The 17,558-nt window shown below is 36.6% G+C and carries 5 protein-coding genes and 1 pseudogene; 1 reads left to right on the top strand and 5 read right to left on the bottom strand.

What is annotated here, in order from left to right; translation table 11 throughout:
- From HMPREF9078_RS05700 to HMPREF9078_RS05685, 4 genes and pseudogenes are all read right to left on the bottom strand, one after another.
- Nucleotides 1-4,642: pseudogene (locus tag HMPREF9078_RS05700) on the bottom strand (hypothetical protein); the annotation flags it as partial.
- Nucleotides 4,643-4,647: 5 nt separating this feature from the next.
- The gene (locus HMPREF9078_RS05695) at nucleotides 4,648-7,920 is read right to left on the bottom strand and encodes a T9SS type A sorting domain-containing protein (protein WP_009419781.1); all 3,273 of its coding nucleotides are present in this window, start codon (nucleotides 7,918-7,920) and stop codon (nucleotides 4,648-4,650) included.
- A gap of 46 nt (nucleotides 7,921-7,966) precedes the next feature.
- Complete coding sequence (locus HMPREF9078_RS05690; RefSeq protein WP_009419780.1) at nucleotides 7,967-8,458, bottom strand: lipoprotein; 492 nt, start codon at nucleotides 8,456-8,458, stop codon at nucleotides 7,967-7,969.
- 18 nt (nucleotides 8,459-8,476) lie between these two features.
- Entirely contained in the window at nucleotides 8,477-10,519 is a 2,043-nt protein-coding gene (locus HMPREF9078_RS05685) for a fibronectin type III domain-containing protein (protein WP_009419779.1), read from the bottom strand.
- Between the two features lie 349 nt (nucleotides 10,520-10,868).
- Here HMPREF9078_RS05685 and HMPREF9078_RS05680 point away from each other — a divergent pair, with 349 nt between their 5' ends.
- Complete coding sequence (locus HMPREF9078_RS05680) at nucleotides 10,869-11,462, top strand: hypothetical protein (RefSeq protein ID WP_009419778.1); 594 nt, start codon at nucleotides 10,869-10,871, stop codon at nucleotides 11,460-11,462.
- 46 nt (nucleotides 11,463-11,508) lie between these two features.
- Here HMPREF9078_RS05680 and HMPREF9078_RS05675 read toward each other — a convergent pair whose 3' ends face one another.
- Nucleotides 11,509-17,553, bottom strand: a complete 6,045-nt coding sequence (locus HMPREF9078_RS05675) for a toprim domain-containing protein (RefSeq protein WP_009419777.1) — start codon at nucleotides 17,551-17,553, stop codon at nucleotides 11,509-11,511.
- Nucleotides 17,554-17,558 lie beyond the last annotated feature (5 nt).

The raw sequence follows: 17,558 nt of genomic DNA, 5'->3' as shown, positions 1-17,558 counted from the left end.
AGAAATCTATCAATCCTTGTTCACCTCCAATAGCCTTTAGTTTTTCAGCGTTTTCAGGGGCTAAATAATGAGTGATTTTTTCTATTGTTTTCTTATCATCTATAAATTTAGAGCCTTCGGAGAATGCTTTAGTAAGTATGTTGTTTGTTTTTTTAGAGAGGTCTTCAGCAAGATTTGCTATTTGTTTTCCATTTTCTAAATGTAATTTTCTAACATCTTCTAATACCTTTCCTACTTCTTGAGAATTATTTACTATGGGAGAAGTAAGTGCTATATCAGTGGTTAGTTTCTCACTTAAAGGCACTACTTCTAAAGTGCTCTCTCCATTTTTAGCTTCACGTGCTACAATAGTTACCAATTCGTCGGCTTTGGCAGCTGTTTTTAGATAAACGCCTCCTATAGGAATAGCCATTCCTAAAGAGTAGAAAGAGGTTTCTGCCCAATCTCCTCTATAAGAAGCATAGATAAAACCTGTTAAATCTCCTAGTATATCTATTACAGGAATAGTGCCTACACTATCGGCAAATAGATATACTAAATCAGTACCTTTAAAACTGTAGAAATGAACATTAGGGTTCAATATAACGCCTTGCATTTGGTGATAAATGGCACTGTTTTCAAAAAACTTAACATCTGAGCGCAAGCGTTTAAGATTGGCTAAAGACAATTGGGGGTCGATAGCAAAAACTTCACGTAAAATATTCTCATCGTCACTCTTCCAAGGTTTCCAAACAGCAGAGTTGCTATTCTCTAAATTCTCATTTCTATTAGCCTCTAACAATAACTGTCGGCGCTGTTCTTCTAAGTCGTGAACCTTATCTATGTTTATCCTAAAATTAGCATCTCCCAACTCTCTAAAGGCAGTACTATTTTTAGGTTTAAGCTCAGAATTCTTGTTTGATTCTAAGTCTTTTACCTTTTGGTAATACGATGATTCATATACTTCTATAAGATGGATAAAAGGATACCCTCTTTGCTCTTTATATTTGTTTTGAAGGTTTAGAATAGCTCCATCAGCTTTACAATAAAAACGATTTACTAATAGAGGTTTTTCAATACCTTTAAAGAGCGTTACTACATTTTCAAAAATAGTATTTCCTTTAGAAACCGTAGAAAGGACACCTTCTTGACTCTCAGCATACCCTATAGAATAACACGAATCACTATTAAACAATCCTTCCCCTAAAATAGATTCGTAATTAGAGGTCGCAACAAGTATATATACTATTCTCCGAGAGGATTTTTGGGCTTTGATTGCTTTTTTAGCCATATCGGAGAGTATTCTTTCTTCTACCATTGAGTTATTAGTGATAGGCAGTATCGACAGTACCATATCTACATTGGTATAATAAGAAAGCAAGTGTAGCTTATCCTCTAACATTTGCAATTGAGAATATCCAAGTCCACTTTTGCCTTTAAAATAGATATGACTAAAGTTTCCTTTAGTGTTTACAAGTTCTCCACGTGTACTGTTAATTTTTTGTAAGTTTTGTTTTAGATATAAAATTGCATTGCTTTGGAGTGTGGATAACTCTTCTTTTTTTAAAGGAACAAAATTATTGCATTTGGTTTGCTGGTTTTCTACCTTATCATTACAAACTACTGTTTTTACAAGTGTAATAGTTTTATCTAAAAAGTCTACTTTCCCTTTTTTATCTTTAATATATCCCCAAGTAGTTTTGTAATAAGTATCACTACCACATCGACTTCCTATTCTATACAGATAAATTTCAGTTTCATTTCCAACCGATGTTTGATAATCAAGTTTTAAGAAGAGTCCATCAGAATTTTTGTAGCCTATAAATTTTCCATTGGAAAACTCGGCGTAGTAAGCATTTTTATCTTCTCCTAAAATTGCAGGTAAAGCTCCTTTTGGTATTTGAGGTAAATTATTTCTATCAAAAGCTGTAATATGGGAACTATCATATTTAAAAGGTCGCCAATCAGGAGTAAGCCATATTTTATCTGCAAACTCTCCTTCCCCTTGTCCTTGGAAAATACCAATTTTAAACGCAGGGTCATTGATTTGCTTCCAATCAGCAAAGAGGAGGGCTTCATCGGAGGTGTAGTCCATTAGGGAGGGGACATTACCTTGTTGTTTTTTCTTGAATGGGTGTGCTAGTTTAAATATTCCGTGACCCAATTCGTGGGCGAGGGTTCTTTCGGTTTGGTCGAATACAAAACCAAACTGTCCACCGAGTGCCATATAGCCTCCTTGTCCGGTACTACTCTTGGCATTGGTAATAAACACGTAGTAGGTATCGTTCACAACCTTTCCTGTAGCTTTGTAGGCATTGATAAGCGCCTGTTGCGACGGACTATAATCGGTAAGGTCGCCAAATACATCTTTGGTTTCCAACACGCCATTAGTCAAATAAGGAGTAATGTCAAAAGGTGCTGCCCAAGTGATATCTAAAGTTACTCCTATCTTGCTATAAATAGATTTTACTCTATCTATATCTATAGAAGTGTTTTCGGAAGTGGGTACAAGGATTACCTTGGCAGTTTTAGGTGAGAGGTGTACCAAGTTAAACACCCCTGCGATTTGGTATTTCTTGCCCTGTTTGATAGTAGCTTGTACTTGCTCTACTGCAAAGCTATGGAAACCTTTGAGGGTAAGCAAAAAGTCGTTAGAACCTTCTACTCGTTTGGATTCGATGAGTGCGCCTTTATCAGTTTTGAAGATAAGGCTATCAGCGCTAATATTCTTATCGGTAATCTGTACTTTGGCTAAGAAAGGTTCTGTTTCGCCTTTTACCACCGCTTTAAACGGAATGTACTTACCGTCAAGGTTTTGGTAGTCCTTACTATAGGCTTTGGTAGGGACTTCATAAGCGTATTTAGAGTCGGCTGTATTCTCAAAAGTAACGGTAATACCTTTGGCGGTAAGGGCTGTAGCCTCACCTCCTTTGCTTACGCCATTGGTGTTTTCTTTGGTAGGTTTGCCTCCTTGAGCAACAGTTTGTGGGGCTGATACTTTGCCGTCTTTATCTATGTAATATATTTTTTCTTCAGTGGTAGTTTCTCCATTGGTAGTAGTGGTAACTTTTCCCTTAACAGTGGAATCATTACCTCCAAAAGGGAATACTTCCTTGCGACCGTCTTTACCTGTAACTACTATTTCACCATTGCGAGTTTCTACCTTTTCAATCTCAAAAGGTACGTTTATCTCATAGGATTTTTTACCTTGACCTGTGAGGTTTTCTATGAACTGTACATTTTTCCAATCGGCATCATAGGTAGTTTTCACTACTCCATCTGTGAGCTGGTAATCACTGTTGATTTTGACGTTTTCAAATTCTACCGCCAGCTTAGTATCGTTCAAGTAAGGCACTTTTATAAAGCCTTTGCCTGAGAATACACCATTGCTACCACTCACCTCCAAAAGGGTAACCGCAAAATCACCTGCGGTAAACACTTCATTGGTTACCAAACTATTGAGAGGCTTTTGGTTTGTAATCGTTATTTTGGGTACAATTCCGCAGTTATACCCTTGCTCAGTGGTGTTGGGGGTTTTCTCTATTTTGAAAGTCTGTATATCCGAATACACATAGCTGGGAGTAATACCATAGCGTTCGCCCTCGCAAGAAGCTCCTACACGAAACTCGTACTCACCCGCCTCCAAGTCGGCGATGAGGGTTTGGGTATTGCGGGTAAAGGTCTCGAACCACTGTGCGCCTTCTACGTTTTTCTTACGGTATTGGATATGGTATTTTTGGTGCAGTGTGTGCCCTTGCCAGAGTAGTTTGGTACGACTTCTACCCTGCTGTTCACTTAGCAAAAAGAGCGGTTTGCTACAGTTTACGGCGTAGACAAACGAGTGTACCTCGCTATAACCATCGTTTTTAAAGACACTGTTTTCTGCTAAACCGCCTGTGGAAGTAGCTCTTACGCGCCACGCATAGCGTCTGCCAGGGATGAGGTTGGGTTTGCTCACATCGTAGACGAAAGTAGTCATTCGCAAATCGTCTTCTTTGAGTATGCGTCGGCTTACTTCAAAAGCAAAACGAGGGTCGAGGGTAGGGTCTAAAATCTCACGTAATTCAAAGGAATAGGTTACATTGGTCGCGTTGATTTGACGGGGTGTCCAACTGAAAATAATGTTTTGGAAGTCGGTTACAGCTACTTGCTCATTGTCAGAAGGGATATTTAGAATTGGTGGGTCGTTGAGCATTAGATAGGCAATGGCGCAATGACTTTGGGAGAGCCAACGACCACTGAGCACATCTTTTACCCTAAAGCAGAACGAGTACATCCCATCGGGCAAGGCAGAGGCGTATTGTTGTGAGGTGATACCTTGCAGGTTGCGCAACTGGAAGTAGCTTGCCAGCTCGGCATTGGTGAGGCGGAGGATTTCGCCTCCACTGATACGCAAGGGTGAAACGCCTGAAAGTACAGGGGCTGAGGCTGCTGTAAGTCCATTGCCTTTAATCTCTACATATAATTGTACGGGGCGGTTCTGCACACTTAAGTCGGTAGTGATGAGTTGCAGTTGTACCTTATTAGCCATTGGGTTGGCATAGTCGGCAATCTTACTACTATACGGAGGTGTGAGCACAGGCACTACCTGCACAGGGTAGGTTTGTGCTATGAGCTGCCACGTTGTGAGCAGAAAGAGGAATATGTAAGAGAATAGGCGCATTGTACTTAAGGAATAATAATGATTTTTTTACTTAATCGTTGGTAAGGAGTTTCTAAAACTAATATATAGGTAGCAGCAGGCAGAGGGTCTTGAAAATCAACCCAGTGTTCAGTAGCTGAAACTGAGTTTTTCTCACTTATTAATTGCCCTGTGATACTATATAGGCGGAATTTGATAGCCCCTGCTTTTTCTAAAACTACTTTTGCTTTGAACTTGCCATCGTTAGGGTTAGGTGCGACTTCAAATTCTCTTACAAAAGCCTCATTGTTTTTTTGAGTTTTAGGTAAATCGGTAGCGGGTTCTACAATGATATTTTTATAGAACAACTCAAAGCAATTAGCTTGTGTTTGCTTGATACCTATGCGGTATTCACCTTTTGCTTTGAAGATGAGAGAGATATAGTCATCACTTTTATTGGTGATTTCAATAGCTTCATTTTCGGGTACTAACCACTCAGTAGTTTCCCCTTTAGGATTACTGGTATTTACTAATATTACCTCTTCATTTTCATAGGCTTGGGTAGTGAGTAAGAACTCAGAAGCTATTTGAGTATTTGCACTTTCAATAGTAATAGCATCTGTTGCTGTACAACCATCTTTAGTAGTTACTGTAGCAGTATATGTACCTTTTTCGGATAAAGTTACCTGAGGCGTATTAGAAGAAAAACCATTATCGCCAGTCCACAGGTAAGTAGCTTGTGGATCATTAATAGCTATATTTAAGGTAAGTGTTTGTCCGTTGCAAAGCGTGCGATTCTCTCCTAAATCAATCTCAAATTTAGGAGGGTTTTCGATAGTGAAAGTTTTGAAGTGCGCGCAGCCTTGAGCATCGGTTATTTTTACCTTGTACTCTCCTGTGGGGAGATTGTTTATATTTGCTGTAGTAGCTCCTGTATTCCACAGATATTGATAAGGTGCCGTACCTCCTTGTACAGCAAGCGCTATAGCGGCATTAGTGGCATTATGGCAACGAAGCGGGGTGATAGTACCCGTAACCGTAAGGCTATTGGGTTGCAGAACTGCCGTACTTCCTTGTACTATACAGCCAGCCTTATCTTTGATTTCAACCGTATATGGCATAGGCAGCAAGTTGTCAATGGAGGCAGTGGTCGCTCCATTAGACCACAGATAAGTATAAGGAGGAGTACCTCCAGCAGGAGTAGCGGTAATTTTGCCATCGTTACCCTTGCAAGTGGCATCTGTTTTTTGGAGGGTAAGGGTTAGTTTGGCAGGTTCTTTGAGTTCATAAACCACATCTACCACTTTGGTTACTGTATGGGTATTGTATTCACCCAATACAATACCATTGGCATCTTGTATATTAATAGCGTATTTACCCGCAGAAAGGTGTTCAGCTGTGTCAGTATTGTTAGGCAAGGTTACCCAATTGCCATTGTTATCTTGCTTTTTCCAAGTGTAAATGTAGGGTTTGCCAGTCTCAAAAGGAGTTCCTCCTGAAGGTTTAATTTTTAGTTTTCCATTTTGACTTTCATCACGCTGACCGTCATAAGGGATTCTATCGGTTTCGTCGCCAAATTCATTTTGGGAGTTGCAGGAAATGGGGGTTTTGAGTTCTATAGTAGCTTTGAGGGGTTGAGGCTCTGTAAGTTCTATATATGAGTTTTCTATAGAGCAACCTTCTTTATTAGTAGCTAATGAATAATTTTTATCATAAATTGTAAAGTTATAAATACCTTTAGGTATATTTTCTAAAATAATATAAAAAGCATTGTTTACAAACTCAGTTGTAGCCAAATGCATTATTGGTTGAGTACCATCCTTTAGTATTTCAAAGTCATAAGAATTATCGTAATAGAGAGTTCCTCCTTCTATTTTTGCTACAATTTTACCATTGTTTGCACCATTGAACTTGGGATTAATTTTTTCAGTATAAGTTATTGTAAGAGGTTTTTCAGGTTCAGAAATAGTGATATGCGTGTTTTTGACATCACCTAAAACAATTTTTCCTCCTACATAACGTTGTATTTTAGCAACACATTTATTCCTATCACGAACATTTACAACATAAGTACCTTTCTTTAGATTCTTTATTATGGTAGAGTGATCATTATTAGGGAATGCAATCCATTGATTGTTATTATTAAGTTCATATTCAAAACCATTTTCTGTTCCTCCAAAAGCAGATAAAACGATACTACCGTCTTCTCCTCCTTTGCAGTATACATCTGTTTGTGAAAAACTAAAATTAACAGGATTGCTTTTCTGAATTGTAAAGTAATAAAATTGATCACTATGAGGAGAATACGATGGATTTCCTTTATATTTTCCTATTAGTTTCAGCTTATAATTCCCTGCAGGTAAGTTTTCAATAGTATATGATTTATTATTTTGTAACTGAGTGATGTTTTTGTAATTATTAGGAATGGGGTGATTGTCTATATCCGTAATACTAAAAGACATATTTTCATATTCTTCTAAATCACGATCAAAAAAGAGTGTGATTTTACCATCTTCACTATCATAACAAGATGTTTTACTAATAGATTGATTGATAATATGGGGGAGAGATTTTCGATATGTAAATTGAATTTCATTTGAAAGTTTACACCCCATATCAACTCTTATTGCTACATTCTGATTTATCTTATTACTTGGTATAAAATCTTTTCCTTTTATTTTTAAAGAATTTTTCTTTTGATATTTAGTATCAAAATTCTTCCATCCTTCACCAATATCATACTGCCATTGATAAAAGTCTTTATTTATTCCATCAATTTCAGGAATAATAAGATAATCATCATCACCAAGTATATCTGAGCGAGAATCCCGAAAAGAAAGATTTACCACTGGATAAATATACAAATTAAACCACCCAGGTTGATTTAACCCTAAGTTATAAAAATCATAAACTCCCCAAAAGCAATATTTTTCAATCTTTACACTCTCATTTTTATTATCCTCTTTCTTACAAAATCCCAAAAAAGTTTCTCCTCTAGATGTTGTTATGATATCTATTCTTAAAATTTTATTAGATTCTTTGAATGTAACTTCATCTCCAAAAGGAACACCTTTTAAACCATGCCCTATATTAGGATAAGGAGAATTACCTTGAGCAAATACAAAAGGAGTAGGATAACCTTTTTCATAAATACCAACAATATGCTGTAATCCCCCTGTTATATTATTTCCACAAGGGCTTCTTGTAAAACCAACTTTCCCTTTAACAGACATATTATAATGCGCTTCTCCATTTATATATAACTGAGGATAAACAGAGTACAAAGTAAAAAAGAGGAATATGGTAAATATTTTTTTCATATAAGAATAATACATTCAGTGTGTTTTTAGAAGTAAATGTTATACTTTATTTCACTTTTACATAACGATTTAGTATTTTATCAGTTTTTGGATTATGAAAAGGCTTCTCTTCGTCAGAAAGATTTGTATAATATTCAAAATAATCATCATTTACAGAAGCGATTTCTAATTTAAAAAGTTTTGACTCTTCGTGTCCTTCTACATTAGACATAATAAGGTAATTCCCCTCTACTTTCCAATTCATACTCTTTTTTGTCCAGTCATTCCCATCCTGACAATCAGAACTCGGATCAAGTAGCCAATTTCCTTTTCCTTTGGCAAAAAATTCCAAAGAAAGGCATTCACTTTTCTTCTCTACAAGTTTATTCCCTTGTGCATCAACATCTATTTCTAATGAAGATTTCCACTTCCCGATCAATTTTTGTTCGAGGGAGTTTTCTTTAGGTTGTTCTTGAGGTTTAGTGTCATCTTTTTTTCCACAAGCGTTACTTGCAAATACGGTTGCTACTAGGGCAATTAATAAAAATACTTTTCTCATAGTGTAAGTGTTTAAAAATTAATAATTAACTTCTACTTTTTCACCTTGCGCGGGTTTGCCATTAGCCAATGAAGGCAAAAAGTAATATTCATATATTGTATTGATATGTATTTCTTTATCAGTGATGTGTTGTTGCTTGGGGGTGAGCACTTTCCAGAGCGAGGGTGGTGTACCTTTTACATTTTTGTAAATCTGAATCTCAATTACTTTGGCATTTTTTTGATATTTCCAAAACAAAGAGATGGTACGCGCATTTCTATCGGCTACAAAATCTATACTTTTAATTACTTTGTCAGCTCTTACTGGTGCTTTTATAGTTATGGTTGCATTGTCTGCACTTGACCATAGACCTGCTTTGTCCTTTGCTTGAATGAGATACTCATACGTTTTGCCACTTTCAGTAGTTTCATCAATAAATGTATTGGTTTCTTTGCGAAATATTTGTAGGGGTTGCCATTTTTCTGTTCCTTTTTCTCTTCTGCTTAGGGTATAGCTTTCTACATCATCACTTGAACTGCTTATCCAATACAGTGTTATCTTTCCGTTTTCGGTAGTGAAATTATTAAAAATAGGAGCTGTAGGCGGGGTTTTGTCAGGTTTCTCAACTACTATTACTTCAGAAAGAGGAGAGCGATTATAACGCAAATCTTCTGCTAAAATTTTGTAATACACTTTTTTATTAGAAAGAGAGAAACTCACCGTATCACGGGTTGTATTTTCAGTGATGATATGATTAAAAATATCTACAAATTCTTCTTTATCGGTATTAGCTCTCAGTACTCTATAGCCTGCCAAGTCAACCTCTGTATTAGCTTTCCACGAAAGAGTAACTACACCTAAACTATCGATTTTCCCTTGTAGTTCTATAGGTCGGGCAGGAGGAATAGAATCGGATGGTTGCACTAAAGTACTATGTGAAAAATGTCGCTTTTGTTGTTTATCAACTGAGGCTATTTTGAAGTAGTTAGACACTGAAAGTTTCTTATATATCAGTTTTCTGTCTTCTCTTTTGATATTGTCTACCACTTTTTGATAGTTCGCATCTTCTTTGGTATTATGCCAAAGCTCAAATTTTTCAGTAGCTTTTTCAGCTTCTTTAGGGTATTCCCAAATAAGTTCAACTCCGTCGTTAATGAAATTATAGTCGGCTATACGAGGGACGGCTGTAGTAGCAGAAACACCTTGTACTTTTATAGGGGCTGAAGGAATACCTTTTTCGCCAAAGGCATTGATACCATAGATGCGAAAGAAATAAGGCGTATCATTCGTTTCTAAAGTAGTTGCATAGAACATTTGTTTTTTACTTGTTCCATTCATATCTACAATAGGTGTGGAAGAAATGGGCTGAAAGTCAGTGCCGTTTTCAGAACGTTCTATGATATAAGAAGTATATATATCTTTTAAATAGGTAATCCCCCACGAGAAGAGCACCTTTTTATCATCGGGGATAGCTGTAAAATCGTGAATTTTAGGAAGTGTTTCAACATCAGAAAGCCCTACCATCACTGCAGAAGACTCTATTTCGGGCATTCCGAGAACTTCTACCTGATAAATATAGGTTTCTCCCGCTTTTACATCAGTATCTATAAATCCCCAACCTGCTTTCTGAGCTGCACCAAAGGACATATCTGCTGCAAAAAGAGCAAAAGTATGACGCTGGTTTAGCTCCTCTGCTATATTTACAATTTTAGATATACCATTTTTACTATCTTGTTCTACAGAAAAAGATTCACCATATAGTGCCTGAGCAATGATAGCGCCATAATTATCTTTTTGAATGAAGTCTATCCAATCTTCTTGTTTATCAGGTTTTAGAGTAGCTATAGTTTGTTTTTCAGGATTTTCGAGGAGATTACCATCTTTTTTGAGGAGTATTTTGTGAAGAACAAAGCCTTTTTGATTTGCTTTCTGCCATTCAATAGGAGTATTTACCGCCCAACGGAGCAGTATTCTATCTTTTTGAACGTAGTACTTGAGCATTACTGAAGGAGTAGTATCAGACAATTGAGCAAAAGACCAATTTACTACCCAAAAGCAGATAAGAAATAAGGCTTTTTTCATACTTATAGCATATCAAAAGTATAGTAATATTTTAAACGCCACAAAATTATACATTTATTTTTAAATTACAAATATATTCTCAAATAAAATTGAAATATATTTTGTTATAAAAACACAAAACTCTGTAATTCAATAAAATATAATTTATATCTTATTCAAAAAAGATATAAAAACCCATTTCTAAAACACTTCATAAATGTATTTTATTTATAAGAATTGTTTCAATTTTTCTCTATCTCGCCGTTAATTGTGTAATCTAAAAGAATGTTTTTTGAATTTACTAATAAAATGCGTATCTTTGCACAATCAAATCAGTAACTTAACATTAACATTTTAATACTTAACAATAATGGTAAAGAAAATATTTTTACTCACCTTTATGGCAATAGGAATGACTGCCTGCTCTAAATCTGACGACACTCCTATGAATAGTGGAGATAACAATAAGCTGCTAGGAACTTGGGTAGGTACAGCAGAAGTTATTGCAGAAAAACCTGCACAACAAAGTAAAGTATCAGAACTTTTTAAACAATCGTATGGAGCTTTATTAGGCAGCCCTGAAAGTAACTATCAAACCTATACAGTTAGAGTAGTTTTTAATGAAAAAAGGCTAAACATAACTAACAAGGAAGGTCAATATTCTTTTCAGGATATTGCATACTCAACTTTAGGCGACAAAATAGTTAATGATGAGAAAAAGCAACCTTTAGCTACTTATTCTATTGAGAATAACAGATTATTAGCTGAAAACACAGACTTTTTCTATTTAATAACAGATACTAATTTGGATAATTTGGAAAATGAAAAAGCAGAAGCATATCTAAAAGAATTTTCACAATTAGATACAACCGCCTCTGGTTATGCTGAAAAGCTAATAGAATTGCAATTAAAATATGGTTTAGCCTACAAGTACAAATATAAGTACAATCTTGTACGCCAATAGATATAAAAATACCCCTGATAAGTATAAGCTTGTCAGGGGTATTTTATTATCGTTTAAAAGCTTTGTAAGTGCGTTGCTGCTCATCTTGAAATGTTTTATTTTCTACAACCTTATTCTCAGGATTTTCAGCAATTGGACGAAATTTAAAGAATGTTTTATTCTCTTCAGCCCGTTCTTCTACAAAGTCTATTTGTGGGGCATTGAGGCGCTCTTGTTTTTCTTGTTTGTATTGCGTAATAAGTCTTTCGCGGATAATCGGTAATTCCTCATTGATTGCTTTGTCTATAGAGGCTATTTTATTTTCTGCAATCTCTTGCTGATGTTGAAAATCAGCTATATTGACACCCTTTTTCGCCAGTTTTTCAATTACTTGCTCGATTTCTTTTTTAGCTCTTTCTACTTGTTGAGCTCTATATGGTAGTTTCTCTTTCCAATAATCATCTGTTTCAGCCCATTTTTGCATATCTTCATAGCTTTTTTTCTCTTTTAAATATTCATCATATACTTTGGTATAATCTTCAAATTTGCGAGAGATAAAACCTAAATCGGCAGCGTGTTTGGTTTTTTCATTCTCATAGCGTTTTCTCATTAACTCTACTTCAATTTCAGCACGTGTTTCGGGGTTGGTGATGATAGCGGTTTTGAGTTCCTGTGTATCCACATCAGACACATCAATGATATTTGCCCCTTTTTTGATAGCTTCCATATAGCGGGATTGCTTGGCTTGTAGTTTTTGGAGCATAAACACATCAATACTATCGTTGGTGAGCATATAGTTCATACGTACATTTTCCCATTTGTTGCCTTGTCGCCACATTCGTCCCTCTGTTTGTCGTAAAGAGGTAAAGTTGTAAGGTAGCGTTAAAAGGTACATATCGGTAGTGTTTTCTTGCAAGTTCATTCCCTCTTGGATAGCTTCTGAGCCAATAACTATCTTTATCTTACCCGCATTGAATTTTTCTTGAATATCCAAACGTTGGTTTTTGTTGGTAGCCCCAGTGATGATACCTACTTCATCGGATTTGTAGCCTACTTGGCCTACCAAATACTCTTTGAGACGAGGGAATTGTTGTACTGCCAACTCAGAATAGATGATTTGCCCCGCTTCGGGCTTGTCGGTTTTATTCTGACGAATTAAGTCCATTGTGGTTTTGAGTTTTGGAGAGTTCTCTATAAAATCTTTAGTACTTACTTTGTCTACATCACCTTCGTAATTTTTAGAGAGGTAAGGAGAAAAAGCGATGAGTCTTGCATTGAGGATATGAGAAAGAATAGCCCCTTCTTTACTTTCGTCAAAAAGGAGGTTTAGGGTGTCGTATTCTTTTTTTGTAAACTCATTTTGTTCAATCTTGTATTCCTTATTGATACGGTTAGGACGTACCAATTGCGGGTTATCCTCTTCGCCTTTAATATCAATAAACTCGGATAGAAGTTGTTGAAACAGCGCGTTGTTCTTAAACCTGCGTACATTAGTTTTAAACTTTACATCACCTTTGGCATCAATTTCCATATCGTTGTCGGCTTCCATAAAGGTTTCAAAGAAGTTATTTACATTGAAATAGCCCGATTTTTCTAATCGCTGATTGGCAATAAGAGATAATACAGAATAATACTCTAACGGCTTATTAGTGAAAGGAGTTGCAGAAAGTAAAGTAACATTACGCCCATCGTAATTTTCTTGTATATACTGAGAAGCTACCCAAGTGTTGAGTCCCAATTTTGAGGGGCGTTGGTTCTGACTGCGGAAATCGGAGGCAAAACGCCTGTCCTCGATACGCACCTTATCTACGATATGGTTGGCGTTGTGTACTTCATCAAAAGTAAGGTGGTCAAAACCAAAATCTTCCCAGTCGTATACCTTACCTCGTTTCATTATGCCTTGCATTTTCTTTTCTTTTGCAATAGCTATTTCTATCTCACGCATTGTTTCATCGGAAACGCCTCCCGTAATAGGATTTTCTAAGCTATCAACATCCTTTTTGTTGATATAAGAGAATTTTTCAGCCAATCGTTGGGTAATTTCATCACCAAAACCGATATTCTGGAAACCCTCGTAAGTTACTAAGGTTATTTCTCCGTCTTTGTTATCAAAATGAGACAAATCGTAATCTTTACCAAGATTGCCTAATACATTCACTTTGGCGTTAGGAATAGCCTCAAAAATAGTTTCTACCCACTGTTTTAAGATGCTATCATTAGGCACAACAATAAGAGGGCGTTTGGCATTACCACGTTGCATCGCCTCGTGCATAGAGAGCGCTCCTGAAAGTGTCTTACCAAAACCTACTTCGTGGGCTAATAGCCCAACCCCTTTGGTTATAAGGCGACCGATACCCGCCCTCTGCACTTCTGTCAGCTTTAAAGGTTTGCCTTTGAAGTTTTGGTTTATTTTAGAGAACAAAGGGAACTGAGAATAGTCAGGTATATGGAGGTTGTTGTATTTGCGGTTGAACTCGTTTACAAAACGCTCTTTAAGGTCATTAGGAAGTTCCTCACGCAGGAACTTTTGAAAGAGGTTATTAGCTACTTCTTTACGGCGTTCACGTATCAAAGCATTGCGCTCTTTATCACTACCTGTTACCGCCTGGTTGTCTACAAATTCTCTGACCTCCCAAGAAGAAGAGGGCTCAAGGGCTTGGCTTGGTAATTTTAAAACGAAGTCTTTAAACTTATCCGCTAAATTATAATCTACTTTGACCATATCATAGCGCCTCATATAGCTGTTATAGACCTCTTTCTCCACTTTTCCTAAATCAAAATTATGCACAAACTCGTGATTAGGTGAAATGATAATATCTTCTAACTGTTTTTTAGGAGGTAAAACGCTTTGCAAGAGTGATTTTTGCTTGTTATATTGTGTTTTTAGTTTTTCATCATCTAATCTACCTGCAAAATCAATCGTTAGACGTTCTAATTTTTCGTAAATATCTCCTTCGGCATAGTAAAAATCGTGAATGTACTTTCCTTTGTAATAATTAGCGTATTGAGCGTGTGCTTCAGGATTGGCTATCTCGCCATTGTAATTGGTATCAGTAAAGGCTTTTACTTGCTCAGGAGTGATGCTATGACTATTCTGTAAAGCTGTATCTACCACGATATCATCTTTTACAAAGTGGTATTTGAGTGTCTTTTTACTAATCTCTGGAGTAGATTGTACTTTGTATTCTCCAGTGTTTTCAGCGGATTGTTTTTTGCTTTTAGTAACAACTTCAATATCCGTTGCTTCTTGTGTCTTTTTAGTTTTGGGTGTATGGGCTTCGATGATGTTATTTGCTTTTTTGATAATCTCTTGCAAATACTCATCTTTAAACTTCATATCTCCCCGATTTAGTAAGCGTTTGACATTGCTTTTTGCACCTATTTCTATTTGTACATCTAAAGATTTGAACTTTATATTCTCTAAAATATTAAGCGCTGCATTTAGTTTTTCTTTAGCTTCTTCAAGGAGTTGTGCATTGGTGTACTCTTCCTTAACATTTTCTTCTTTTTCTGCAATAGATTCTTTGGCTGGAGCACTCTCAAAAGTTGAAAACATATCAAGTTGTACCCCTTGTGTTGTTTGAGTTTGTGTAGGTTGTATGACTTTTTTTGTAGCAAACTCTTGTAGGCGTGTAAGGGCATCATCTAAGTTGCCTTTCACGTAATCCTCCTCACGACCGAAACGGTTTTTGCGCAGTAAGGTATCACCTAATACTTGCTCTGGGTGTTCGCTAAAATACTTGCTAATATCTTGGTTTTGTGCTTGGCTATTCTTTTTGAGAATTACAATGTCAGTACCTACATCAGTAGCTTTAAAAGCACCGTTAGGCAGTCGATACGCCTCAGAAAGTTCAGCACCTGAGAGTTTATCTTGTCTATTGAGCCACCCTGAAGGGAGTACCATTGCAAGGGTAGCCCCTTCGTTCATTACATCGAGGGAGCGTTTTACAAAATAATCTTCATAGCGGGGGAGTTTAGTTTCTTCTCCTAAACCTAAATAAAGCCCTCTATGGTTTCCATAAGGAGGGTTACCTATCACTAAATCGTACCGAGGGGTAAAGTCTTTTTTGGTACCATTGTCGGTAATAAATTCGGTTTCAAAGGAACGCAGGTTAATAGTAGCTTGGGGGTGCAGAAGTTTGGCTATTTTGGCAGTAGTTTCATTGATTTCAAAGGCAGAGACATTGGTTTTTAGTCCTAAATTATCGGTAGCGTGCAAGAAGTTACCCGTACCTACACTGGGTTCTAATACATTGATGGACTGTTTTTGAGGGAAATTGTTTTTGATAAGGTTGCGTACAGCATTCACTAACTTTTCATCGGTGTAGTATTCATCTAATACCCCGCGATTATCTTTGGTAATACCGCCACTTTTGTATTGGCTAATGGTGTTTTTTATCTCATCAGTGATTTGTACACCTTCATTGAGTTGGATAGTATTATCATCAGCAACGAAAGTCAGCGAATTGACAAGGGTTGTTATTTCCTCGTTGCTGACTTTCGTGTTGTTAGGTTTGTTTAAAAGGGTAGGTCGTACAGATTCTTTAGGTAATTGTTTGCCATCTCCTTGAGGTCGGGGTCGGTCTCCGTGTTGAATATCTCTTCCAGTGCTTTGATGTTCTTCTGTTGAAAGAGGTCTTTGATTAGGTAGAATTTGCGGTTGTGCTCCGTTGTGGCTGCCCATTTGAGGTCTTCCTGTTTGTCTTCCCAAATCGCTCCGCTCTGAGCTGCTAAGTCCATTTCCAACATTGTCGCTGCCCATTGCTTGTCGGCTTGGGTTATCTCCTTCTTGCTGGGATTGGCTTGGCGTGAGAGGCTTTCTAAGGTTTGGTTTAGATGACTGCTTTCCCACTTGCTCAGATGAGGATACTCTGTTGGATTCAATTGTAGTGCTTCCATTTTGTGTGTGAATTTGTATATTATTATTATCGGCAAAGATAGTGTTTTTTGAAGAAAGAAACAATCTTTTATTGTTAAAATCAAAAAAATCATAGTCGCTAAATAGTTCACTGAGATGATTGAAATGAACGCTATTCACTTTGGCGATATGACTATTGTATTCACGTTTCAAATCTATATAATTATCAGCTGTATAGCTAATGACAAAAGTCTCATTCGTACTTTTGTCTACCGCTTTCATTCCTTTTTGTAATTCTATTGCTTCAGGGACATTCCTTTGCTCTATGCTCTTCTTGTAGTTAAAAACTTTTAAATGATAGTCGTTCAAGTCTTTTACTTCACTTTTACCTATTCCATAAGCCCCTCTTTGGTCTATGCTGTTCTTCAGATTGTTGAGTATGTTTTGAGTAGCATCGTTACCTGCTTTATCTCCATCTAAAAACAAATGTATTTTACCTGTATAGTTTTCAAATTGCTCAATAAAAGTACCTGTGTTGGTAATAGAGTTTAGCACTACCAATGTACGGTCGTTAGGTTTACCGTTATCTTTAGCCATTTGCAGATAAGAAAACATATCGGTCATTCCTTCAAAGACAACCGTTTCGTTGCGAGTACCAGTTATAATGCTTATATCACTTGCTCCTACTTTGGCTTTGACATAAGGATTACGTATATCATAACCTCCTGATTGATTGCGTAAACCAATACCAAAATAGTTTTTACCATCACTATTATTGCGATAATGTACCTGTTGAGCGTATTGTTGTAAAATTTCTTTTGAGATACCACGCCCTGCGAAGTATTCTAACAACTTATCATTGTTAGGTACAGTCACTTGAGTAATCTTAGTGCTGGGGGCTTTTTCCGTGTAATGCTGAGTGGGAGTAAGTCTTTTATTTTCTGCTTTTTGATTTTTAATACTTTGGCTAATAGTAGTATTAGAAAAGTCTTTCAGAAACTCAACAGCTTCTTTCCAAGTTTTCTTTTCAAGCTCCATTACAGCTTTGAAAATTTGTCCGCCTTTACCCGCTTTAAAATCATAATAGCCTTTTTCATCTACTGAAAATTTCTCGTTATCGGTAAGAAAATAGTAATCGTGCCCACGTTGACGGTCAAATTTCACTCTGCCTTGTCTTTCAAGGTAGAAGAAATAATCAACAGTAGAAGTGTTTTTGACAATATTTTCAATATCTTGTGGTGAAAATGTAGCCATAGGAT

The sequence above is a fragment of the Capnocytophaga sp. oral taxon 380 str. F0488 genome (assembly GCF_000318255.2).
In the GTDB taxonomy this organism is placed as follows: Bacteria; Bacteroidota; Bacteroidia; order Flavobacteriales; family Flavobacteriaceae; genus Capnocytophaga; species Capnocytophaga ochracea.
The sequence above is the reverse complement of the archived record's forward strand: the minus strand, read 5'-3'. Positions and strand labels throughout refer to the sequence as shown.

Coding starts and splice junctions, on each gene's coding strand:
- HMPREF9078_RS05695 (WP_009419781.1), bottom strand. CDS start 7,920: ATGAAAAAAATATTTACCATATTCCTCTTTTTTACTTTGTACTCTGTT.
- HMPREF9078_RS05690 (WP_009419780.1), bottom strand. CDS start 8,458: ATGAGAAAAGTATTTTTATTAATTGCCCTAGTAGCAACCGTATTTGCA.
- HMPREF9078_RS05685 (WP_009419779.1), bottom strand. CDS start 10,519: ATGAAAAAAGCCTTATTTCTTATCTGCTTTTGGGTAGTAAATTGGTCT.
- HMPREF9078_RS05680 (WP_009419778.1), top strand. CDS start 10,869: ATGGTAAAGAAAATATTTTTACTCACCTTTATGGCAATAGGAATGACT.
- HMPREF9078_RS05675 (WP_009419777.1), bottom strand. CDS start 17,553: ATGGCTACATTTTCACCACAAGATATTGAAAATATTGTCAAAAACACT.